The sequence below is a fragment of the Methylicorpusculum sp. genome, from assembly GCF_030651835.1.
In the GTDB taxonomy this organism is placed as follows: domain Bacteria; phylum Pseudomonadota; class Gammaproteobacteria; order Methylococcales; family Methylomonadaceae; genus Methylicorpusculum.
In genome coordinates this window covers 1-23,863 of sequence record NZ_JAUSBX010000118.1, presented here as the reverse complement: position 1 = coordinate 23,863, position 23,863 = coordinate 1, and the positions used below count along the sequence as shown (strand labels likewise).

The 23,863-nt window shown below is 42.9% G+C and carries 23 protein-coding genes; 18 read left to right on the top strand and 5 right to left on the bottom strand.

The features are described from left to right. Positions 1–131: 131 nt before the first annotated feature. Together Q7V32_RS15400 and Q7V32_RS15395 are read left to right on the top strand one after the other, a co-directional pair. On the top strand, positions 132–1,871 hold the full coding sequence (locus tag Q7V32_RS15400) for a hypothetical protein (protein ID WP_304897864.1): 1,740 nt from the start codon (positions 132–134) through the stop codon (positions 1,869–1,871). Between the two features lie 821 nt (positions 1,872–2,692). Continuing rightward, positions 2,693–5,215 carry an EAL domain-containing protein gene (locus Q7V32_RS15395; protein ID WP_304897863.1) on the top strand — a complete coding sequence of 841 codons (2,523 nt, stop codon included), beginning with the start codon at positions 2,693–2,695 and terminating at the stop codon, positions 5,213–5,215. 184 nt (positions 5,216–5,399) lie between these two features. On the opposite strand, the gene Q7V32_RS15390 is transcribed toward Q7V32_RS15395, so the two are convergent. The 3 genes from Q7V32_RS15390 to Q7V32_RS15380 all read right to left on the bottom strand — a co-directional run bounded on the left by Q7V32_RS15390 (position 5,400) and on the right by Q7V32_RS15380 (position 8,856). Continuing rightward, on the bottom strand, positions 5,400–6,947 hold the full coding sequence (locus tag Q7V32_RS15390; RefSeq protein WP_304897862.1) for a GGDEF domain-containing protein: 1,548 nt from the start codon (positions 6,945–6,947) through the stop codon (positions 5,400–5,402). Between the two features lie 186 nt (positions 6,948–7,133). After that, positions 7,134–7,754: a thiol:disulfide interchange protein DsbA/DsbL gene (locus tag Q7V32_RS15385; protein WP_304897861.1), complete on the bottom strand. Its 621-nt coding sequence runs from the start codon at positions 7,752–7,754 to the stop codon at positions 7,134–7,136. Between the two features lie 415 nt (positions 7,755–8,169). Then, complete coding sequence (locus Q7V32_RS15380; RefSeq protein ID WP_304897860.1) at positions 8,170–8,856, bottom strand: cytochrome c; 687 nt, start codon at positions 8,854–8,856, stop codon at positions 8,170–8,172. A gap of 138 nt (positions 8,857–8,994) precedes the next feature. Between Q7V32_RS15380 and yihA the strand changes: the two genes are divergently transcribed. Continuing rightward, positions 8,995–9,615, top strand: coding sequence for a ribosome biogenesis GTP-binding protein YihA/YsxC (yihA, locus tag Q7V32_RS15375; RefSeq protein ID WP_304897859.1), 621 nt, complete (start codon positions 8,995–8,997; stop codon positions 9,613–9,615). A gap of 163 nt (positions 9,616–9,778) precedes the next feature. Here the strand turns inward: yihA and polA are convergent, their stop codons facing one another. Beyond that, positions 9,779–12,502, bottom strand: coding sequence for a DNA polymerase I (gene polA, locus Q7V32_RS15370; RefSeq protein ID WP_304897858.1), 2,724 nt, complete (start codon positions 12,500–12,502; stop codon positions 9,779–9,781). A 45-nt stretch (positions 12,503–12,547) separates the two neighbouring features. Next, the gene (locus Q7V32_RS15365; RefSeq protein WP_304897857.1) at positions 12,548–14,659 is read right to left on the bottom strand and encodes a bifunctional (p)ppGpp synthetase/guanosine-3',5'-bis(diphosphate) 3'-pyrophosphohydrolase; all 2,112 of its coding nucleotides are present in this window, start codon (positions 14,657–14,659) and stop codon (positions 12,548–12,550) included. A gap of 113 nt (positions 14,660–14,772) precedes the next feature. Here Q7V32_RS15365 and Q7V32_RS15360 point away from each other — a divergent pair, with 113 nt between their 5' ends. From Q7V32_RS15360 to Q7V32_RS15290, 15 genes are all read left to right on the top strand, one after another. Then, the gene (locus tag Q7V32_RS15360) at positions 14,773–16,092 is read left to right on the top strand and encodes a UDP-glucose/GDP-mannose dehydrogenase family protein (RefSeq protein WP_304897856.1); all 1,320 of its coding nucleotides are present in this window, start codon (positions 14,773–14,775) and stop codon (positions 16,090–16,092) included. Between the two features lie 175 nt (positions 16,093–16,267). Further along, positions 16,268–16,531 carry a ComEA family DNA-binding protein gene (locus tag Q7V32_RS15355; protein ID WP_304897855.1) on the top strand — a complete coding sequence of 88 codons (264 nt, stop codon included), beginning with the start codon at positions 16,268–16,270 and terminating at the stop codon, positions 16,529–16,531. A 272-nt stretch (positions 16,532–16,803) separates the two neighbouring features. Continuing rightward, positions 16,804–17,205: a hypothetical protein gene (locus Q7V32_RS15350; protein WP_304897854.1), complete on the top strand. Its 402-nt coding sequence runs from the start codon at positions 16,804–16,806 to the stop codon at positions 17,203–17,205. A gap of 36 nt (positions 17,206–17,241) precedes the next feature. Further along, positions 17,242–17,733: a transcription/translation regulatory transformer protein RfaH gene (gene rfaH / locus Q7V32_RS15345; protein WP_304897853.1), complete on the top strand. Its 492-nt coding sequence runs from the start codon at positions 17,242–17,244 to the stop codon at positions 17,731–17,733. A gap of 178 nt (positions 17,734–17,911) precedes the next feature. Then, positions 17,912–18,292 (top strand): MarR family EPS-associated transcriptional regulator, encoded by a 381-nt coding sequence (locus tag Q7V32_RS15340; RefSeq protein WP_304897852.1) that lies wholly within the window; start codon positions 17,912–17,914, stop codon positions 18,290–18,292. Between the two features lie 212 nt (positions 18,293–18,504). After that, a complete protein-coding gene (locus Q7V32_RS15335; RefSeq protein ID WP_304897851.1) occupies positions 18,505–19,047 on the top strand; it encodes a Uma2 family endonuclease in 543 nt (180 codons plus the stop codon). A 31-nt stretch (positions 19,048–19,078) separates the two neighbouring features. Further along, on the top strand, positions 19,079–19,348 hold the full coding sequence (locus Q7V32_RS15330; protein ID WP_304897865.1) for a nucleotidyltransferase domain-containing protein: 270 nt from the start codon (positions 19,079–19,081) through the stop codon (positions 19,346–19,348). Next, positions 19,345–19,575, top strand: a complete 231-nt coding sequence (locus Q7V32_RS15325; protein ID WP_304897850.1) for a hypothetical protein — start codon at positions 19,345–19,347, stop codon at positions 19,573–19,575. The genes Q7V32_RS15330 and Q7V32_RS15325 overlap by 4 nt, the downstream gene beginning before the upstream one ends. A 343-nt stretch (positions 19,576–19,918) precedes the next feature. Next, on the top strand, positions 19,919–20,146 hold the full coding sequence (locus Q7V32_RS15320; RefSeq protein ID WP_304897849.1) for a nucleotidyltransferase domain-containing protein: 228 nt from the start codon (positions 19,919–19,921) through the stop codon (positions 20,144–20,146). A gap of 49 nt (positions 20,147–20,195) precedes the next feature. Further along, positions 20,196–20,342, top strand: a complete 147-nt coding sequence (locus Q7V32_RS15315; protein ID WP_304897848.1) for a hypothetical protein — start codon at positions 20,196–20,198, stop codon at positions 20,340–20,342. Next, the gene (locus Q7V32_RS15310; protein WP_304897847.1) at positions 20,335–20,760 is read left to right on the top strand and encodes a DUF86 domain-containing protein; all 426 of its coding nucleotides are present in this window, start codon (positions 20,335–20,337) and stop codon (positions 20,758–20,760) included. The genes Q7V32_RS15315 and Q7V32_RS15310 overlap by 8 nt, the downstream gene beginning before the upstream one ends. 167 nt (positions 20,761–20,927) lie before the next feature. Then, entirely contained in the window at positions 20,928–21,350 is a 423-nt protein-coding gene (locus Q7V32_RS15305; protein ID WP_304897846.1) for a nucleotidyltransferase domain-containing protein, read from the top strand. After that, the gene (locus tag Q7V32_RS15300; protein ID WP_304897845.1) at positions 21,335–21,769 is read left to right on the top strand and encodes a DUF86 domain-containing protein; all 435 of its coding nucleotides are present in this window, start codon (positions 21,335–21,337) and stop codon (positions 21,767–21,769) included. The genes Q7V32_RS15305 and Q7V32_RS15300 overlap by 16 nt, the downstream gene beginning before the upstream one ends. A 155-nt stretch (positions 21,770–21,924) precedes the next feature. After that, a complete protein-coding gene (locus tag Q7V32_RS15295) occupies positions 21,925–22,827 on the top strand; it encodes a hypothetical protein (RefSeq protein ID WP_304897844.1) in 903 nt (300 codons plus the stop codon). Between the two features lie 472 nt (positions 22,828–23,299). After that, positions 23,300–23,524: a hypothetical protein gene (locus tag Q7V32_RS15290; protein ID WP_304897843.1), complete on the top strand. Its 225-nt coding sequence runs from the start codon at positions 23,300–23,302 to the stop codon at positions 23,522–23,524. Positions 23,525–23,863 lie beyond the last annotated feature (339 nt).

Below are 23,863 nucleotides of genomic sequence, written 5' to 3'. Positions count from 1 at the left end.
GACTTTTTTTGAACATCTTCGCGCTTTAATGCAGTATCTTCCATTCGATGACTGGGATCATTTGATGCGGTTTATGCTGAAAGGACTCAACGGCACAATTCCTGACTCCGGGTAGGGTTTTAAAATGAGAATTGCTGCATTTCAACTATCTGCCGCGCTTGTTGGGTTTTGCCATTAACCTCAACGAGTGGCATGAAGCCGAACGGATTGTTTTACGAGCCTATGAATCACTTGATCAGTTGAAAGCAGTGGTTCAACAAGGTGGAGCCATTGTCGTTAATGGTGTTGAGGTAAAGGCAGGCAAGGATTTGTGGGGTTATTTAAAGGGCACTTTGACTTGGTTATTTATTGACGCGGCGACACGTTATTACGATCCCGATCAATTGCTATCGAATGAGCGCTCACCCAAAGAAAAGCGCTTGGCGAAACTCTTTTTGGAAGGCATTTTCCATAGCTTGGTTGTGTTTGAGCAATTGCTTGATCTGAAATTTGGCTTTGAAGAGTTTCATCAGAAGGCGCCTTTGGTGGCAATGGCTGATCTGGCCAAGGAACCTTACAAACACATTTTGAAGAGCCGTTCTGCAAGTAGCTTGCTTAGTCGGCGTGATGGCAAGAAGGAAAGTCGAATTCTGAAACTGATGAAATCGGCTGATCTCGTCAAGACAGATGTTCTTGAACTTTTTTTGAAAACTACTCGATCATCTCGGCTAGCTGCTGTCGAATCGCGTCATCGTAAAGGAGAGAGTTATTTACCCTATCTGTTTCCGACACGTCCTCTCACGGCTTTGGAAATCTCGGAGCTTGCCCCTGAGTGTGTAGGATTACGGCAGGCTGATGGCAAAATATCCCAAGAAAGACCTTCAGTTATTTGGGCCAAATATACCCAGGCAATACGAGGGGTTTGGATAAAACCGACTTTAATCGCTACGCTCCAAGATAGTGAGGAGAACAAAAAACGTTCGCGACCGGCAAAGCATGTCCATGTTGGGACGGAAAATAAACGGAAAATTGTTGTCGCTTTGACCAATCTCAAAACCGATGATAGCGATTGGGCCGCGATGGCGTGTAATAAGTCCAACCTTTCACGCGTGCGTTATCGCCGGATTGCCGATTTGGTAAATCATGCGCTTAAATTAAATCCCAAGCCCGATTATTTGCTGTTTCCAGAGCTATCACTGCCCTTGGCTTGGGTTGATAGTGTAGCTGTCAGGCTTTGTTCAGCCGGGATTAGTTTGATCGCGGGAACCGAATATCGGCATTTTGCTAAAGATGAAATTCTAAGCGAGGCCTGTCTTGTGTTGACGGACAATAGGCTTGGATTTCCTGCTTCCGTCAGAATTTGGCAACCCAAACTTGAACCGGCGGTTGGCGAAGATAAAGAGCTTACCTCTAAGTTTGGCAAGAAATGGGCGTATTCGAGAATCAAAGATAAAGCCAAACCAGTTTATATCCACAATGGCACTCACTTTGGTGTGATGGTTTGTTCAGAGTTGCAAAACAGTAAAGCTAGGGTGAAATTTCAGGGGGAGCTTGATGCGTTGATGGTGCTAAGCTGGAATCAGGATTTGGAAACCTTTGCCTCGCTAGTCGAATCCGCAGCATTGGATATTCACGCCTACACCATTTTGGTGAATAACCGTAAATACGGTGATAGTCGTGTAAGGTCTCCAGCCAAGGAGTCTTTTATGCGAGATTTGGCAAGGGTTCGCGGTGGAGACAATGATTTTGTCATTGCCGCCACGTTGCACATTGACGAATTACGGGCTTTCCAGAGCCGGGCAAAACGATGGCCGCAGGATGGCGATAAATTCAAGCCCGTGCCGGAAGGGTTTAGATTGGCGAAAGGTCGAAGAAGGCTACCACCAAAATGATCTCATTGGCTTATGATTCCTGAAACATAATCGAACGGGATCTCTTGGCGCGCTACCTAAGTATTGCAAAGCCTTTTCAATGCCTGTCTGCCTGTCTTCTTGGGGATGAGGTAGCTAAAACACTAGCCGGCCCGGCTTGTAACCCATAATAGCCACCAAAGCTTTGACCTTCCGCCGACCCCGGCAAGTGGATAGTGAAGTCCACTCACATCTGTTGACCTGGCGGTCTTTCAAAATGTACCACTGGTTTTTTAGGCTGCTGTTTGAACGCTCGAATATAGATTTTTTTCGTCGTCGGCCGCTTCGTGCAAATAACGGCGCACCGAATTGCGTGATAACTGTAATTTATTAGCTATGGCTCATAGATTAGCCCTTGTCTAGTTACACGCGTGTGTCCTCTAATAATTGCTGAGTCAACATGAAGTTCCATCCCTGCTAATCGCTAGCAGCGGCTATTTTTCTCAGGTGGGTCAATTTAAATTGACGTTGATGTGTTCCTCCTCATGCTCTTTGCAGCAAATTCCGGCCTATAAATTTCAAACAGAAATCAAATGCGGGCAAACTCAAAAAGGTTTAAAAGTGGATAAATAACGTTTATAAAGAGGAGTTTATATTTGTTTTGCACAACTTTGTTAATTACAAACTAAAATTAGATCTATAGAGTTAGTTAAAAATCAACCGCTGTATTTATCAGACAACTTTCAGTTGGTTTGTGGTTTTAGACGTTTGAATAAGCTAATCGTCAATGTCGTTTTACTAAATAAAATGTTTGAGTTTCACTGCGAAAATTACATTGTCCTGTGTTAATTAACCCAATAACTATGAATCTTATGGAAATTTTGTACCTAGAAGATAGCGCGGTTAATTCGAATGTGCCTCCTGTGTTAAATGTAAACATCAACGAAGTTTATTTGCTTGATAAGGTTTCGTCGCTTGCTGATGCAATAAATCGTCTTGAGCAATCTCCACGTTATCAGGCCGTTCTCCTTGATTTGAAACTTCCCGCCGGGGACAGTTTGGAATTGTTGCGTTATATACGATCGCACCGCTTATCGCTGGCTGTGATTGTTATAACCGAAACAAGTGATTTTGAATCAGTAATAGCCGCATTTAAAGTAGGTGCGGAAGACTATTTATCAAATGAGACAGACTTTGATACTTATTTTCCGGTTAAACTCAAAGCGGCATTGACACGATTAAATGAGCGTAAAGACGAAAGCTATTTTTATGAAATGGTGGAAGTTCTTAAGAAAGTCAATAATCAATCTGAATTATCACTGGAACAACAGGCATTGAAAACGTCGACTGACAGGCTCAGCAATTTGCTAGCGGCCAGTCCGATTGTTTTATATACATTGAAAATTAATGATTCAACCTACAGCACCAGTTGGATAAGCGATAATATTGTTAAGGATTTCGGTTATAGCCAGAGCGAGGCTTTAGCCCAGGATTGGTGGTTAAAAAAAATCCATCCGGACGACAGAGACAGAGTGATGGTAAAAGTTGATTCTCTTCTTACGGTAGGACACGCTGTTATTGAATACCGGTTTTATAATAAACAAGGCGAGTTTCGGTGGGTCCGAGACGACTTTAATGTTTTATATGATGATAACGGTAATGCAATCGAGATTTTAGGTGCATGGCTGGACATAACTGAACAAAAATTGGCACTAGAGGCATTAAGGCGATCTGCAGCGGTTTTTGAAAATACCAAAGATGGCGCAGTTATTACCGATCTTTCATCGATCATTGTGGCCGTGAATCCGGCTTTTTGTGAAATTACCGGTTACAAAGCTGAAGAGGTTTTGGGTAAGGGCACGAGTATTCTCAGGTCATGTCGTCACGACAATAAGTTTTATCATGATTTATGGGACGATTTAATTAACAATGGTCACTGGCGGGGGGAAATTTGGAATCGACGAAAAAATGGCGAGCTCTATCCCCAGTTTCTTAGTATTAGCACCATTCATGACGAGCTAGGCCACGCTTCAAATTATGTGGGTGTTTTTACTGATATTAGTCAAATTAAACAGTCAAAAGAACGTCTGGAACATTTGGCTCATTATGATCCACTGACGCATTTACCTAACCGTTTATTGATACAGTCAAGGTTAAAACATGCGCTTGAAGTTGCGCAACGTCATGGTAACCGCATAGCGGTGTTGTTTATTGATCTGGACCATTTTAAAACGGTTAATGACAGCATGGGTCACCCGATGGGTGATGAATTACTGGCTACGGTCGCACAACGATTAAATCACCGGCTCAGAGAGGAAGACAGCTTAGGACGATTGGGTGGTGATGAGTTTTTAGTGGTCATTGAACAAATGGAAAAAACGTTGGATGCTGTCGAATTAGCTTTATCGTTGTTAGATCGCATTGCTGAACCTTTTACCTTAAGTAATGGCCAGACGGTTTTTATTGGCGCAAGTATTGGCATCAGTTTGTTTCCGGATGATGCCGATTCAGTGACTGAATTGATACAGCATTCGGATTCGGCAATGTATCTGGCTAAAAATCAGGGACGAAATACATACCGGTTTTATACGGAAGATCTTACGCGTTTAGCAAATGAACGCCTTAATTTGGAAAGCCGTTTAAGACGTGCACTGGAAAGGAAAGAGTTTTTTTTACAATATCAGCCTTTAATAGCCGATTCATCACATGAAATTGTCGGAGTTGAGGCTTTACTGCGTTGGAATGATCCTGAGCTTGGAATTATTTCACCCAATCAATTTATTCCGTTAACTGAAGAAACCGGACTGATCATCACATTAGGCGAGTGGGTTCTACTTAATGCCTGCGCGCAAGCTAAAGCATGGCTGGATAACGGCCATCCTCCTCTGTATGTCGCCGTAAATTTATCACCGGTTCAATTTAGAAATCAGGATGTGGTCTCCCTGATTAAAAAAGTACTGGATGAAACAGGACTGCCGGCAGAATATTTGGAACTTGAAATTACGGAAGGCATTTTGATGGAGCAAGCGGATCAGGCTCTGATTACACTTGCCAATTTAAAGACCTTAGGTGTGAGTCTTGCTGTGGATGACTTTGGAACGGGTTATTCTTCACTTTCTTATCTGAAGCGTTTTCCTTTGGACAAGCTCAAAATTGACCGGAGTTTTGTTGATGGTTTGGGATCTGATGAAAATGATCAGGCGATAGTAAAAGCAGTTATCGCAATGGGCCATAGTCTTGGGATCAAAACATTGGCAGAAGGAGTAGAGACAATTCAACAACTGAACATTCTCAAGCAGTTAGGATGCCAATTTTATCAGGGGTATTTGTTCGGTAAACCTATGATGCCGGGGGATATTGCAAAAGTTGAAAAAATTTCATTATGACTTAGGAATAAGCACAAAATAACCTCTATAAGCAGGACTGTTTGTGGGGTTCGGTGACTCGTCTGACAGGACGCCGTGAATACGTCCGTGTAGGCTTGACGGCGTCAATCCCTGACGTCGACACCTATCAATCGAGCCACCGAATCCCTTCCAGTTTTTGAAGAAGTTGTTTCATGCTCGTTCCTTAGCCAATAATGCATTGGTTTCGGCCATTGTTTTTCGCCTCATACAAAGCTCGGTCTGCTCTTTCAAATACGGTCTCGGGGACATCGTTTTCTTTGAAATCACTGATGCCGCAGGAAATGGTAATTTCAATAGTCTTGCCACCCGATAAAAACCGAGTTCTTTCTATAATCATTCTTAATTTATTGGCGAGAGTTAAAGCTGACTCACTGTCAGTATTTGGCAGTAACATTGTGAATTCTTCACCACCAAAACGGCAAAGGAAGTCAGAATTACGGCAATTTTCACTCAATAATTGCGCTATTATCTTTAGCGTTTTATCCCCAGCCTTATGTCCGAAAGTGTCATTGATTTTTTTAAAATTATCAATATCCCAAATGATGAGTGACAGCGATGTTTTATAACGTAGCCAGCGTGAAAATTCGGTTTCCATGCGTTCATCAAAAGAAATACGATTACCTATGCCGGTGAGCGGGTCCCGTAAGGCCTTGTTGTGAGCCATCACTAAACTCGATTTGAGTTCTACCGCTTCCGTTTCCATTTTCAGAATGCGGCAGCTAAGCTCATCCAATTGTTTTTGTGCAAAGAGTCGCTGTTGTTCATCTTGTTCACGATGCAGCTTTATTTGTTGAGCTATGACTTCAAGCCGCATGTTAATGATTTGTTTCAATGGATCAAGATTGGTTGCATTAGCGGATGTTTTTTGCAAGTCTTGCATCTGCTCGGCCACAAACTGATCCAGTTTATTTCGGCTTAATGTGGATTGTTGTGAAGCAGCATTGGCATCACTGGCTTGTAAGCCCAGTTCCGTCAGTTGATCGGTGATATAGGACAGAAACTCCTGAATATCATTTTGTTCCGACTCCATATGATTTTTAATGGATACCAATAACGACACAAACTGATTTAACAATGATTTTAGCGACGCAGCATTATGAGATGCCTGTAGCTGATCACGCAGAAGCTGAGCGCGTTCTTCAAACTCAAAAGGAACTTCAAGGTCGTTGAGCAACATCAACAATTGGCTGCATACCGTTTTTGTTGCAATTCTCTCTGTTGAATCTACGGATTCGGGTACATGCAGTTCTTTGCTATCAGGAGTGGGTTCTGTGACTGCCAAAAGTGCATTGAACAAATCATTGCGAGATTTAAACTCATTATTTAGTTGTTTTTTCTCAATTTGTCTGAATGTTTCAACTTTCGTTTCATCAGAATAAAGCTTAACCAGAAAATCGAATAGCAAGGATGTAACTTCCGCACTGTCCGTCTCCTCAATTTCATTTAGCGTTAAAACCGCTCTGGTTAGTGCTTCTAAATCTTGTTTTAGTTGGCTATTTTGTAGTCCGGATTTAACAGCGGCATAAATCTTGTCGATATAGGGGTCAAGCGGCTTTTGGAAACCCTTTGCGATCAAAGCCAGCCTTACGACTGTTTTGCAGAGTAGCTCTTCATTCTCAACGCTCAATTTTTCAGCCAATTCCTGCTGATCGAGAAGGTTTAAGTACTTTTCTTTCCATTTGTCGTCATCACCTTTATTAAAAAAGTTCATAAAGCTGACCTCTGCAATAGTAAGCTCTTACTTACACTCTGCAGTTGAAATGAATTAGAGCTTTTTGAGTGATATAGGGACGTTGCCATAATCAATGAATTACTGTCATTTGTTAAATCCGGACGGCAAACACTGTTTGCCGTTAATTTTTAAAGTAGGAGCTAGTCAGATTAATCGTAATTAAAACTACTTCCCGCTTTCCTGTTTAATCAACTGATTCATCACGTTGATCATGTTCTCTTGCGATTTGGCAAGAGGGCCATTCGTTTTATATTTACCGTTAATAATAATAGCAGGTACACCGGTAATACCATAACGAGGTGCCAAAGCTTTAGCTTGTCGAACTTTAGCATCTACCAGGAAAGAGCCAAATGCATTTTTAAAATCCGCTTCGCTAACGCCATGAGAAGTGAAAAACTTAAGTAGCGCTTCCTCAGAATCTAAAGTTTGTTTTTTGTTTTGAACGGCATCAAAAAAGTCGGCATGCACTTTGTCAACAACACCTAGTGCTTCAGCTGTGAAATAAGCTTTTGCGTGTTTTTCCCATAAACTGCTAAATACAGCAGGCACTCGGATAAACTCGACATTGTCGGGCTTGCTCTTGAGCCATTTGTTTAAATCAGGTTCCAAATGGTAGCAGTGAGGACAGCCGTACCAAAAGAACTCAATGATTTCTATTTTGTCAGGATTTTGAGTAGGCTGTGCCGGGCTTAAAACTTCATAGCCCTGACTTTCAGCCTGTAGTAACGTTGAAATACCTAACAAAAAAAACATAAGCAGTATGTTACGGGGTTTTTTAATAAGCATTAAAAGATCTCCAATTGTTTAGTTGAGGCAGATTATTAGCTACTAAGCTTGTATTCAAGGTTTTTTAATTATGAAAAATCCAGATTTTTCTAGCTGACCAGTGACCAGGCTGATGCGTTAAATATAAGCTTTAGCTTGGGCCTGTTTTCCAAGGATCAAGCTAAATTGGCAGCTTTATACTAATCAATAAAAAACTCTAGGTTTTTGACAGCTTACAAAGAACTTTTTTGTGCTAATAAACAAATACTGTTATTGCTGAGATTCAAGCATTGCTTGAATCTCAGCCGTGGGTAGCAGAACACTATAATCTAAAAAGCCGTAATTATTCAGGTTGGGTTGTCTCGGGGAGCCTAGCCTAAGCGGCGTATCATCTTAGTTTTGTTGCTCCGATGCATAGTTAAGAAAATCCCAGGTTTTAAGGTTTCATCATGGAAATATAATAGGATACTGAATTGATTTCTTGTTCAGTCATTTTTTTAGCAATCATGTGCATCATATTTTCAGGGTTATTGCTACGTTCCCCTGATTTGAAATCGTTCAAGGTTTTTATCAGATAATCAGCGTGTTGTGACTTAATCGCAGGAAAAGCAGCCGGTTTATTACCTTCACCAAAAGGGCCATGACAAGCGATGCATGCCGAGACCTCTCTTTTAATATCGCCATTACGGTATAAATCGCTACCTTCGGCAATCAATTGGTTGATATCGCTCTTAGCCGCTTTATTGGGATCCGCATCGGCTTGTTCATCATCTTCTTCATCCACGGCAAGAGTAGGCAAGGTATTTGCCGAAATCTTTTTTGAGCTGTAATAAGCGGCGATATCTTCGATATCTTGATCACTCAAACCCATAGCTAGAGGGTTCATCATGGCATTAACCCGAGTGCCGGTCTTGAAAGCCTTTAATTCTTTGATCAAGTAAGAAGAATGCTGCTGTGCAAGCTTGGGGAATGTTGATACCATGCTGTTTCCGTCTTCGCCGTGGCATCCAGCGCAGGCGGCGGCTTTTTCTTTACCCGTGTTACTATTTGCTTCGGCGTGTAACAAGTTGGGTGTTAACGCAGATGCCAGAGAAATGGAAAGTGCCAGCAGTTTTTTCTTCATCAGATTCCCCTTCGGAAAAAATAATCAGTGATGTTAGTCTTGATAAGTGTAAAGGTATGAATTACAAGGCTTATAGGCGTTCAAGCTCTTTGTTTTGGTCGAATTCTACTCTAATTAGTAAGGCTTAGCGAGACAACGATGAATCCAGTTTATCATCAAGCAAAATTTATTAACAGCGCGCCGGATTTGCGCAGTGCTCCTGAGGACAATGGTCTTGAAATAGCATTTGCCGGCCGTTCAAATGCAGGAAAATCAAGTGCGATCAATACGCTCACTTCACAAAAATCTTTGGCAAGAATAAGCAAGACACCGGGTCGTACCCAACTGCTTAATTTTTTTGCCATTGATGAGCATAAACGCTTTGTCGATTTACCGGGTTATGGTTATGCCAAGGTTCCGGTCCAGGTCAAAAAGAAATGGCATGTGATGATTGAAAGTTATTTAACCGGGCGTAAGGCGCTTTGCGGCATTGTCTTGGTTATGGACGTTCGGCATCCCATGATGGAATTCGATAAACAGATGGTTGACTGGTGTCGGCACGCCAAAATACCGTTGCATATCCTCCTGACCAAATCGGACAAGTTAAATTATGGTGCGGCCAAAAATACGTTATTGGGTGTGCAAAAAGAGCTCGCGAATTCTGAAATACAGGTTTCAGTGCAGCTATTTTCAGCACTGAAAAAAGTCGGGATCGATGAAATTCACGCTTTGCTGGATCAATGGTTTAATCCGGATCCATTAAATGAACCAGATATTTGATTTTTGAGGGATCAAAAAAAAGCCCTCAGAGTAATAGTGCTGAGGGCTAGAGGAAAGGAACCGGATCATTGAGGGGGAACGTCTAATCCGGTTCAGCGTATGGTTAACGCGTAACGGTGAGATAATTGGTTATTAAGAAAGTTCCAAAAAAATTTTATTTTTACTAATGGGCTTCATCCCAATTATTCCCTATACCTATATCGACAATCATAGGAACATCAAGCTGAGCTGCCGAGCACATAATCGAGCGAATCCTGTCTACGCACTTATTTAGATCGGTCTCCGCTATTTCAAAAACCAATTCATCGTGTACCTGCATAATCATTTTGGCATCAGGCTTATCATGCCGCAGCCACTGATCAACCGATATCATTGCGCGTTTAATAATATCGGCCGCAGTGCCTTGCATAGGTGCGTTGATGGCTGTTCTCTCGGCGTATTGCCGGCGAGCCGCATTGCGAGAATTAATTTCTGGCAGGTAAAGCCTGCGGCCGAACAAGGTTTCTACATAGCCCTGTTCTTTGGCCACAGCTTTGATTCTTTCCATATACTGTTTTACGCCGGGATAACGGGCAAAATACAAATCAATATACGATTGGGCCTGACCACGCGACAAGCCGAGCTGTTGCGCCAATCCGTAAGAGGACATGCCGTAAATCAGCCCAAAATTGATGGCTTTGGCGGAACGTCTTAAGTCTGATGTTACCTGATCCAATGAAACGCCAAATACCTCGGCTGCCGTTGCACTATGAATATCCTGTCCTTGCGAGAAGGCCGCCAGTAAGCCTGAGTCAGCTGATAAATGGGCCATGATACGCAGTTCGATTTGAGAGTAATCTGCTGCGACAATTTTATAACCTTCAGGTGAAATGAATGCCTGACGGATTCTGCGGCCCTCACTACTGCGGATAGGGATATTCTGCAGGTTAGGATCTGAGGAAGATAGCCTGCCTGTTGCCGCTACCGCCTGATGATATGAGGTATGAACCCGGCCGGTTTTGGGGTTGATCTGCTGCGGTAATTTGTCGGTATAGGTGGATTTGAGCTTACTCATACTGCGGTAGTCCAGAATCAGTTTGGGTAGCGGGTAGTCAATTGCGAGTTCCTGCAGCACCGATTCTTCAGTGGATGGCTGACCTTTGGGCGTTTTTTTGATAACGGGTATGTTCATCTGATCATAAATGATCGATTGTATTTGTTTGGGGGAACCCAGGTTGAAGGTTTTACCGGCCAGATTGTGAGCATGTTGTTCAATTGAAGTAATCTGACCGGCCAGTTCCAGGCTGTGTTGAGCCAGCATCGCACAATCAATCAGAACACCATTTCTTTCGATGCGTGACAAAACACTCAGCAACGGGATTTCTATGTCCTTATATAACGCCAGCAGCGCAGGTAGCTCTTTCAGTTTAGCGCTGAGAACGTGATGCAGTCTCAGGGTAATATCAGCGTCTTCAGCGGCATAGGGCGTGGCTTGTTCCAGGGTCACTTCACTGAATGAAATCTGTTTGACACCTTTTCCTGTCACATCTTCATAATGAATGGTGGTTAAGCCCAGGTACTCTTTTGCTAAATCGTCCATGTTATGTTTTGTTGCAGTGCTGTTTAACACATAAGATTCCAGCATGGTATCTTCAGTGATGCCTTTCAGCGTTATGTCATAATTGGCAAGTACATTCGCGTCATATTTCAGATTTTGGCCCAGCTTGGCTTTTTTGGGGTTTTCGAGAAGTGGGCGCAATCTTTCCAATATCAAGGCTCTATCCAGCTGTTCTGGAACATCCGGATAATCGTGTGCTAAAGGCACATAAGCCGCTTTACCGGGTTCTATTGCGAAAGATACGCCGACAATTTCTGCCTGGCTGTAGTCCAGACTGGTTGTTTCGGTATCAAATGCAAACAGTGAAGCTTTATTCAGTTGTTCAAACCAGCGGTTGAAATCCTGGTCAGTCAAAATAGTTTCATACTCGCGTTCAACTGGTGGACAGTCCTCTATTAATCTCTCAGCTTTTGCCTGACTCAAATCGCTGGCGTTGTTTAATTGTTTAAGCCAGGATAAAAGACCGAGTTCAGTGAGCTGAGCGGCTAAATCGGCCTTGTCAATGGGAGCTATTTTCAAATCATCCAATTCATAACGCAAAGGGATATCGCATTTTATCGTCGTCAGTACTTTTGAAAGGGGCAGCTGATCCAGGCTGGCACGCAAGTTTTCACCAATTTTGCCGGTTATCTGATCGGCATGGGCTACCAGGTTTTCCAGCGTTCCGTATTCAGTCAGCCATTTGGCGGCCGTTTTCGGGCCCACTTTGGGTACGCCTGGAATGTTATCAACGCTATCTCCCATTAACGCTAAATAATCAATGATTTGTGCAGGCTTGACGCCGAACTTTTCAATCACGCCTTGAATATCGGTGCGGGTATTGGACATCGTATTGTCCAGCGTAATGTGGTCGGATACTAATTGCGCCATGTCTTTATCGCCTGTCGAGATGACGACTTTGAAATCACGCTGTTCAGCTTGCCGGGCAAGCGCACCGATGACGTCATCGGCTTCAACGTCAGGTTCCATGATTAATGGTAAGCCCATACTTTGTATTAGGCGATGCAGCGGTTCAATTTGTACTCTTAAATCATCGGGCATAGGCGGCCGATGGGCTTTATATTGATCATACAAGTCATGACGAAAGGTTTTTCCCGGAGCATCGAATATCACTGCAATGTATTCGGTTGGGTAATCATTCATTAACTTGCGCAGCATGTTTGTTACACCGTATATCGCATTGGTCGGTAACCCTTGAGGACTGGTCAATGGCGGTACCGCATGATAAGCGCGAAACAAAAATGAGGAACCGTCGATAAGAACAAGATAGGGGGATTGCTGTTGTGGCATAACGTATGAAGGTTTCAGAGGTGGCTCGATGCTAAGCCGGCGGAATCAGGTTTTGCGTTTAACTGCCGTGATGGTAGGCAATTGACTGATCTTGCTCAGTACCTGGCTCAGTTGAGCGGTATTTTCAATCAGAATTGACATATACAATATCGCAGATAAATCGGTATGTGTCCTTAAGGACGCATCAGTAATATGAACTTTTGATTGGAACAAAATCTGCGAGACATCGTTTAGCAGGGTTTGGCTATTATAGGCATGGATGACGATAGGTACGATGTGGCGAGTTTTCTGGCCACTATTCCACTCGGCAGCAATGAGTTGTAACTTCTTTTCCGGATCAAGTGCAATGATATTAGGGCAATTGCGGCGATGGATGGTAATACCTCTTTTATGCGAAATAAAACCAATAATATCGTCACCTTTAACAGGAGAGCAGCATTTCGCAAGCAATGTTTCAATGTTGTCGATGCCGCCAACAGTAATTTGTGACCTAGGCAGGTTTTTTTGCGGGCTGTACCTTAAATGAGCGGGTTCCAGTTCGGGTATTTGCAGTGCATGAGCAATTTGTTGAGCGTTAATTTCGCCGCGGCCCAAGGATTCAAAAAAGAGGTTGCTATCCTCCATTTTGAAATGCTTAATCAACTCGTCAAGGTTTAGTGATTTAACCCCCAGACGTTTCACTTCCTTGTCTAATAGCTGTTTACCGATAGTGATGTTTTCGCATTGCTTTTGTTGCTTAAACCAGCTCTTTACTTTACTGATGGCACGGGATGTTTTCAGATAGCCTAAGCTGGGATCAATCCAGTTAAGATTGGGGTAACCGTTTTTGACGGTGATAATTTCTACCCGTTGGCCGGATTTAAGCTGATAAGTCAGCGGTCTTATCTGGCCGTCAACTTTAGCTCCGCGGCAGCTATGTCCGATCTCTGTGTGGATGGCATAAGCAAAGTCCAGGGGTGTGGCTCCTTTGATCAAGTCAACCAGTTTTCCGGCTGGCGTTAATACAAACACTCTATCGGTGAATAATTCAGTACGGAAATTTTCGATCAGAATGGCATTGTTTTCGCGCTCATCAAGCAGTTTACGCAACGAGGCGATGTTTTTTGCAGTTGCAGCATTGTGCTGACTGCCTTCTTTATAACGCCAATGGGCGGCTACCCCGAGTTCAGCAAATTCGTGCATATCGCGCGTCCGGATTTGGACTTCTATCCGGTTTCCCTGAGCATCAAGAATGACGGTATGCAAGGACTGATAGCCGTTTTCTTTGGGGTTTGCTATGTAATCATCAAATTCTTTTGGGATGTATTGCCAAAGGCTGTGTACAAGTCCGAGTACGGCATAGCAGGTAGCCATATTGTCAACGATGACGCGCACGGCCAACAGGTCGTACAAATCTTCAAACGCCAGATTTTTCCGGAACATCTTGTTCCAGATGCTGTAGATATGTTTGGGGCGCCCATAAACCTTCGCTTTAATATGTTCATTTTCCAGCGCTTGGGATAATGTTTCTTTGAAGGATTGAATACAGGCTTCCCGCTGATTCCTGTTATCCGCCAGAGACTTTGCAATGAAACGGTAGTTTTGAGGATCAAGATAACGGAAAGCCAGATCTTCCAATTCCCATTTGAACTGATTAATTCCCAGCCGATTTGCCAGCGGAGCATAAATATCTAAAGACTCTTGCGCGATAAAACGGCGCATATCGTAATCTTCACTGTGAAGATTACGTAACCGTTGAATACGGTATGCGAGTTTAATGAGGACAGCCCGGACATCATGAGTCATGGCCAACAACATGCGCCGTAATATTTCAGCCTGATTGGGCTGATTGGCCATTTCAAGGTTATATACGGTTAGTTTGTTAAGCCAATTGACATCTTTGACCAGCGCCGCGACGGTCGAGCCGAATTGATATTCAATGTCAGACTCGCTAATACGTCCGGCAATGCGGGAATCACTAAGGAGAGCGGCCAAAATGGTCTCCACATCGATGTGTACCGCCATCAATATCATGGCGACATCAATCCCTCTGGGCCTGAGGCTGGGCGGGCTCGCATCCGTCTGGCTGACAATGGCGAGAGCCTTCTCTATTTGCAGCGAATCGGTTTGCGAAAAGCCGCTCATCAATTGCTGAACTGAAATTATAGTTTTGTCCATGGTCAGATTTTAACTGATTCGAAAAACTTGGCAATCATGTTAGTCTACAGTCATTTTGTTACTAAAATATGTTTTTAACTTTAAACCGGATTGAAAAGGGTTAGATATCAGTTATGAAAATTACCGTATTTGGCAGTGGCTATGTGGGCTTGGTGACGGGAACTTGTTTGGCGGAAGTCGGCAATGATGTCATCTGTATGGATGTGGATCAGGTAAAAACAGAAAAGCTGAAACAAGGAATTATTCCTATCTTTGAGCCAGGATTAGACGCTATGGTAAAGGAAAACCAGGCTGCCGGACGCTTACGTTTTACGTCAGATGCGAAGGAAGCAGTCGAACACGGTTTGTTTCAGTTTATTGCTGTAGGAACTCCGCCGGATGAAGACGGTTCTGCTGATTTGCAATATGTATTGGCGGTTGCCAAAAGCATTGCAGAACATATGGAAGGCTATCGGGTTGTCATAGATAAGTCGACAGTACCGGTAGGGACTGCAGATAAAGTTAAGAACAGAATGCTTGAAGTGTTGAAAGCACGGGGCAAGGACTATGAATTTGATGTCGTATCCAATCCCGAGTTTTTAAAAGAAGGTGCGGCAATTGACGATTTTATGAAACCGGATCGTATCGTTATCGGCACAGACAATCCACGAACGGCAGAATTACTCAAAGCGTTGTATGCCCCTTTTAACAGGAGCAGGGAACGGGTCATTGCGATGGATGTCCGTTCTGCTGAGTTGACCAAGTATGCCGCTAACGCGATGCTGGCGACCAAGATCAGTTTCATGAACGAATTAGCCAATCTGGCTGAAAAATTAGGCGCCGATATCGAACATGTGCGTCAGGGTATCGGTTCCGACAGCAGAATAGGTTACAGCTTTATTTATCCAGGCTGCGGCTATGGTGGTTCTTGTTTCCCTAAAGATGTAAAAGCATTGGAAAGAACTGCCAAGGAAGTCGGCTACCATGCCGAGCTGTTATCTGCCGTGGAAAATGTCAATGATCGCCAAAAGCAGCGCTTATTTGAAAAAATTAATGATCATTATCAAGGGAATGTGAAGGGTAAAGTATTTGCCATGTGGGGATTGTCCTTCAAACCCAATACCGATGATATGAGAGAAGCACCCAGCCGGGTTTTGATAGAAGCCTTGATAGCTGCCGGTGCCACAGTTAGAGCTTATGATCCCGAAGCTATGGAAGAAGCAGAGCGTATATACGGCGATAAACAGGGGCTTTTTTATAGCAAAACTCAAAATGAAGCGTTCACTGAAGCAGATGCTCTGGTTATTGTGACGGAGTGGAAGCAGTTCCGCAGCCCTGATTTTGACCAGCTCAGCCGCCAGTTAAAAGATAAAGTCATCTTCGACGGCCGTAACATGTATGAGCCTAATATCGTTAGAAATAGCGGTCTGAGCTATTACGCCATTGGCCGGTAATGACGGTTGAGTAAATTTAGAGTGTGAGCTTAATCAATAATTTGAAATTATGTCTAGTAAATACTCTGTGGCGAATTGTAATTTTCATAGGAATGTCTAGAGTTTCAATTGGGCGGCATTAAGCGAACATCAATCACTAAATGCTGTGTATCAAGCAAAACTCCTGGAGTAGAAAATGAAATACTTATTGGCTTTATCCGCATTCATTACATTCAACGCCTTTGCTGAACCAGTTAACATCAATACTGCAGATGCAGAGACCATTGCGAACTCACTTAATGGCATTGGAATCAAGAAAGCCGAGGCAATAATCGAACATCGAACAAAAGAGGGTGATTTTAAATCGGTTGATGATCTGGCTAAGGTCAAGGGAATCGGTGAAAAAACAGTAGAAAAAAATAAAGCGGATATTATATTGACGAGTACACCAAAAAAATAAAAGCCTAGCGTCAAACTGAAAGCCAGACATCTGGAAAGGTGTCTGGTTTTTTTGTTTATTCAAAAGTATGGCTATTGATGTACGACAAAAAAAGACTAGGATAAGGGAGCATGAAGTCCTTGGCTTTCTAAAGTTGAAATGAATGTGTTAGAGTTTAAGAAAGATTTATTGTTGGTATAAGTAGATGAATCACTTCAGGTATAGGCAAGTCATATGTCTGAAATTCTTCTTTTGTGGTAAAAAGTCATTAAAAATATCAGGAATAAGATCTTATGTTGGCCAAAGAAGACATCTTGGAAATTGAGCGACTGGTGGAGCAAATAATAGCCAGGCAACCTGATGAAAAAAATAATGCCAACGTACGATATGAGTTAGACCTTAGAGAGCGTACCGTAAGAGTAGAAGAAGAGTTGAAACACCAGAGAGATCTGATGATACAAGGCTTCGACGCAATGGATAAACGGTTCGAACAGATGGAAAGACGCTTCGAGCAGGTTGATAAACGTTTTGAGCAAGTCGACAAGCGTTTTGAGCTAGTGGATAAAAGATTTGAAGAAATGCGCAAAGATATGAACACAGGTTTTATGGAAATGAATCGAAGACTGGATCGTTTCATGTATTGGACACTAGGCTTAGTCGTGTCAGCAACCGTGCTGGTTATCATCATTAAATAAGCCATTGCATCAAACTTATTTGAATATCCCGCTAAGATGACGTGGCATGTCATACATACCAAACCTCGACAGGAAACACGAGCAGTTGAAAATTTGGCAAGACAAGGATTTCGGTGTTATTTGCCAACGTTTAAAGCCGAACGAGTAAGACGAGGGCAAATATACATTTGTATTGAACCTTTGTTTCCCCGTTATCTGTTTATTTATTCAGACAATGCATTGAATTGGAACGCCATTCGATCTACCAAAGGTGTGCAGGCACCGGTTTCTTTTGGTGGAGAAATTGCAAAAGTCGGCGATGAATTGATTAATGCTCTGCAAAAGGTAGAAAATAATTTGAAGGCGGGTGAGCCTGATAAATTATTTAATCAAGGTGAAAAAGTACAAATCACCACCGGCCCTTTTTCCGGGTTGGAGGCCATTTATCAGATGTCAGACGGAGAGTCACGAGCTTTGGTTTTATTGGAGTTTCTCGGTAAGCCTACTCAGGCAAAATTTGACATCATGCATTTAAAGAAAACCAGCTAAGTTTCGGTTAACAATTCGAATATTCCCCTTAAGAAAAATCAATGCTATAGTGCGTTCAATCGTTGAACAGATTGCCGCGCTTGCTGATCGTGACACAGTAGGGCGGTAGCGTGCTCTTTACAAAACAAAGTAAGATCATCTTAAACACCATTCTCGTTTGTTCTTTTTAATAACTTCAATGGAAAACGACGATAAACCGTCAGGTTTTTTGCACGAAGAAACCCACTTGCGCGTACTCCGTTTGTTGGAAAACAATTCGCAGATGAACCAGCGTGAGTTGGCTGAAAATTTGGGTGTGAGCGTAGGTAAAATTAATTATTGTCTCAAGGCATTACTCGATCGCGGGTTTATCAAAATACAAAATTTTCGTAATAGTCAAAACCGCATGGCCTACGTGTATTTGTTAACGCCAATGGGAATCACGCAAAAAGGGATGTTGACCAAACGTTTTCTCGATATAAAGCTAGCCGAATACGAAAGCTTGAAGCAAGAAATTGAACTATTGGCAAAAGAAGTTGAAATAGTTAAATCTTTAGATGATTTTGATAAGTATCGGTAAGAGCAAGACATATTGAATAAAATATCCACCAAAATTAGCAGGTAGCCAGGTTGAAGTTTAACGGAATCCGGGTTATTCGAAGTAATGGTGATTCAATTTACTTTACTATCCCAGTCTCGAAAAACGCATGGATATCAATTGATGAGAATCAAAGCATTGCAACGCGATAACCCGCCATTGTTTTTTTCTCTGATAGCAATAAGAGCTAACTTATGAGCACGCCAAGCGCAGAAGATTTGCCTCATTACACTTACGAGGACTATGTGCAATGGGAAGGCCGATGGGAGCTCATTTACGGACTGGCTCACGCAATGAGTCCTTCACCCAGCATTGCTCACCAAGCAATAAGTCAACACATTGCCAGTCAGTTAGAGCGTGGTTTGGAAAATTGTGAAGAATGTCGCGCCTTACTGCCGGTTGACTGGAAAATCGACGAAGAAACGACGGTCCAGCCAGATAATTTGGTGTTTTGTGGTGAGTTGGAAAAAAGTGCTTATTTAAGTAAAGCGCCCAAATTGATTTTCGAAATACTGTCCAAAGCCACCGCGCACAAGGACCGTACTACCAAATTTAAACTGTATGAGCGGGAAGGCGTTAAATATTATGTGATTGTAGATCCTCTGGATTCAATTGCTAAGATCTATCACTTGCAGGAAGGGCGGTACATTAAGATACTGGATGCCAGCAAGGAGAGCATCGAGTTTGACTTGGGAAAATGTAGAATTCACTTCGATTTTGCCAAAATATGGCTTTGACTTGTGATTTGCTACATTTAAGGTAAGCGAGATTCGACAACTTGCTCTCCAAATTGCCGGAAATCAAGCTCGAGTATGGGTTTTCGGATCCAGACTTAACGAATCTGCGTTAGGCGGCGATCTCGATCTTATGCTTGAATTGCCGGAACCCGTTGACAATCCGGTACTTATAGCGACAAAAATGCCTGCACAAGTCTCGCGTGTTATGAGTGGACGTAAAGTGGATGTGCTGCTCAACGCACCTAATCTTATGCACTTGCCCATTCACGACATTGCCATAAAAGAAGGGATAATGTTATGACTGTGCAACCAAAAATCGTATTGCGATTGCATTTTTTGGTTCGAGTCGTGCGCAAAGAATGCAAGCATCTTAAAACGACAGATGAACGATTATTTAATGGTAATTTTGGTCTTGAACAAATCCTCCGCTTGGAAGAAACCGCATTAGGTGAAAAAACAGCTTTTGCCATCGATAATCTTGATCTTGCCGAAGGATTGGGCTTGATAAAATCAGCCGCGAATGGATGACGATGCGTAACCTTAGAAACCAAATGGTTCACGAATACGTTGAAGACCCAGTTATTCTAAACAACGCTTTGCAATCGGGCCATGGCAGCAATTCCCAGTTTAATATTTTCAGCGTCACTTTGGGCTGGGGAAAAGCCTTTCGAGGAACGCCGTAAACCCCTCCTAGGAGGCTTGGCGGCAGCATCTCCCTGCTGCCGACATCCTCGAAAAGCTTCTCCCAACCCTTTTTTCCTTCAAATTGAGAATTGCTGGAGCCAGGGCTTCGTGCCCAAATTACTGGCAGCAACGGATAATATGTGCGCTGAAATTGAGCGTCGGGGATGTGTTTAAGTAAATCATCGACATGATGCCAGTCTCTATGGATTTCAATCAGTTAAAAGCCCAGTTAGTTCAGTTGGCAAAATCAAACGACAATATAGAACTGCTTTGGTTATACGGCTCGTACGCAAAAGGAAGTGCGCATGAAAACAGCGATATTGACCTAGCAGTTGCCTTTAAAGCCTGGGAAAAAGATGTAATTGAGCGTCGAGTTACTCGCTTTAGACTGGCAAAATACATTAAATTTGTCTGAGGGAAAATTAAGTATTTTAGATATCAATGCTGCGCCTATTCCGCTAGCCATGTCCGTGCTAACAAACGGCGAATTATTACTCAGTAAAAATGCTTATCGTCAGGCTCAAGAACTGCAGCGCATCATGTCGAAATGGGAAATTGACTACCTTTATCACTATCGAAATCAGCAGGTTATGAGGGCAAGCAATGGATGATACCTATATTTTCTCGATGAGGGAGCATCTTGGGGAATTGAAAAGTGAATTGCAAGGTTTGACCGATATCATCAATCAAAGAAATTTAAGTCGTTATGAGTATCGGGCTGCCGAGCGCACTTTGCAAGTACTCATAGAAGCCTGTATCGGCATCGCCAAACACTGGAATTACACCTTATTTAAAATAGCGCCTGCCGATGCCTATGCTGCGTTCGAAAAGCTATCGCAGCAAGGTGTTGAGGCAGTTAATGACGTAGAATGGCGTAAAATTATTGGCATGAGAAATGCGCTTGTGCATGATTATCTTAATATCGAACCTGACATCATTAGAGCGGTAATAAAAAAAACGGCTTATAACGGCTTGCTTGAGTTTGCAAATAATGGATTATCTGCATTGCAAGAGCCAAGGAGTCGCTGATTAAATCTTCGGCAGGGGGTTCTTGAATGAATCTTGGATTCAAGTTATCAACGCTGAAGCCTTTATACAAATACCATGTTTAAGAAAAAATGCCCTCTATGCCTTAGCATTTAATTGATGTTACTCATCGCATCCACCGAGCCAAGAATTTACAGTAAGAAAATTGCATGCCAAAAATAGAAGATGCTACAGAAGCGCTATCACGGATTGAAGCAAGCGTACAAAAGGTCTTGACGAACTTCGGCGGCATCACCTTGGCAATACTTTTTGGTTCGGTCGTTACCGGTCGCCAACGAACTGACAGCGACTTGGATATCGCCGTAGCCATGCAACATCCACTAAGCGCGGATGAAAAAATGGCTTTGATACAAGCTTTGGCTGAAGTAACCGGGCGGCCAGTCGATTTAATTGATTTAACGACCGCGCCTGAACCCTTACTCGGTCAAATTGTACTTCACGGTCGACGCATACTTGGCAACGACACTTTGTTTGGTAACTTAATCAGCCGGCATTTAATCGAACAAGCCGACTTTATGCCTTATAGAAATAGAATACTTTCAGAAAGGCGGAAAGCATGGCTCGGGAAGTAATAGAACAAAAACTGGATTCACTGCATCGCTGTTTGCAACGTATTGAAGCCAAATTCCCGGCTGACGTAAACACATTGGCTACAGATTATGACTTGCAAGACATTATCTCTCTCAATCTAAGTCGAGCAGTGCAACTCTCAGTAGATATTGGCGCACACCTAATAGCAAGCCTGTCAGTGCCTCCGCCCGGTACCATGGGCGAAACTTTTGATTTGCTGGCTCAAGAACAAATTTTGGATAAAGAGCTGGCAACCAAACTAAAAAAATCAGTTGGCTTTCGAAATATTGCGGTGCATAGCTATGAAAGCATCAACTGGGAAATCGTCCACAACATTGTAAAATATCATTTGAGCGAATTTTCAGAGTTTGCCAAGGCAACAATGATATGGTTGGAGAATAAAAATAATAGCTTTAAATAACGGCACTTTTTTTAAAAAGTCTTACCACAATTCCAATCAGAGCTTGTGTATTTGTAATATCAAAATGCTTGATTGAAAGACCTGACCTAGGTTTTTCATACCCGGAATGGTGTCAGTGATTTCATGTTGAAATGAGTTCCCCAAAAAAAACATTCATGCACGATCAAAACTTTAAAAACCTGATTCTGGATTACCCCGTTCAAGCCTTGCAGTTTTTTGCCGCAGAGGAAGCGCACGACGATTTGCAACAAGCGCGCATTATCCCGTTTCGACAAGAACAGCTTAAAGAAAGGCTCGGCGACCGCTTTCACGAATTGGATACGCCGTTACTCGTCGAATGGCCCGATGGCCGTCGCGAAGTGATTTTGTTTCTTCTGGAAGAAGAAACCGAAGCACGGCGTTTTTCCATTCATCGCCTTGCGCATTATTGTCTGGATTTATCCGAATTGGCAAAAACCGAACGGGTGGTTCCGGTCGTTATTTTTCTGGATCAGGGCCGTCATCCCTACGAATTGCATTTAGGCGGCGAACGGCATACCTACCTGAGTTTTCAGTATATCAGTTGTGAACTGAAAAAACGGTCGGCCGACGATTACCGCAATAGTGATAACATCGTCGCCCGCCTGAACTTACCCAATATGCGTTATGCCGAAGAACAAAAGCTGGATATCTACCACGATGCACAATTGGGTCTAGTGCAACTGGAGCCCGACCCAAAAAAGCAACTAAAATATATCGACTTTGTCGATTATTATACGGACCTAACAGAAGATGAAATCGAAACCTATCGTAAAGACTATTTATCCGAAGCGGAGGCACGTATGGGATTAGCACAGATATTAAGAGAAGAAGGCAGGCAAGAAGGAAGACAAGAAGGAAGACAAGAAGGAGAAATGCAAGGAGAGGCTCAAATGCTCCTGAAACAAATTCAACTGAAATTCGGCGGTTGTCCTGATTGGGTAGAAGAGAAAATCAACCAGGCCGATAAAGCCCAGTTGGATCAATGGGTAGAGCGTATCTTGTTTGTCGATACGTTGGAGAAATTGTTCAAGGCGTAAGGATGGGTTGGAGTACAAACCCATCATAGCTGGATGGCAAGACCAGATGTTCAATGAAGCTGTCTTCCTGATTATTAACATGTTTCAGCTAAATCCATAAATACGTCATGCCCGTCCGAAACGGGCATCCAGTGCCATGAATGGCAAGCTTCGTGCTGTCCATGTAGTCTGGATTTCGGCAATCCCTACCGAAATGACGCGGTCGACAATGGATAAAGAGTTAGAGCTGAAGCATCTTGATAATCAGGTGAAACTTTAGACTGAATAATAAGCACCGAAGCCGTACCCGCTGATCTGGCAAACGTTTCAGTGCTAAACATGCTGACTTATTTAAACAAGGTTGTATGCAGACACATATGTTCGCGATCAAAATGCAAACCCAATTGCAAACTGTCCCGTCATGCAGGCCCAACAAGACATCGCGTTTATTAAAAAGCAATCAAGCCGAGTGACTAGCGGAAAAACGTTTCGCATGCCTCCAATGGTTTGTAAAACAGAATTGTATGTGCGAATGGCCGAGGTTGAAGAAACGCTGAAGAATCAGAGCGAAGAACTCAAAGCGCAAAGTGAATGGATCTATGTGGTCATGAAGCAAATAGACAAGCGATTTGAAGAAATGGGCAGGCAATTGGATCGGTTTATGTTCTGGTCGCTGGGGTTAACGGTTTCGGCTTCGATGTTTATCGTGAGTATTTGAAATAATTACGAATAGCTTTAAATAACGGCATGGTTTTAAAGAGTGTTACCACAATTCCAATCAGAGCTTGTGTATTTGCAATATCAAAATGCTTGATTACAAGACCTGATAATCATCTAGCCTGTCTCCCCGATCGGAGCCCTGAGTGGTATAAAAGGGTGTTGATCGAAACAACCGAGGAGACAGACATGAAACTAAACGGTGGAATGGATTTGCATTCAACGAATGTGGTGACGCAACTGATTGACGAGCACGATCGAGTCGTGTATCGGAAGAAGCAGGGTTGTGATTTGGCTGATATTCTGCGAGGCTTGGAACCCTTTCAAGACAGCATCGAAG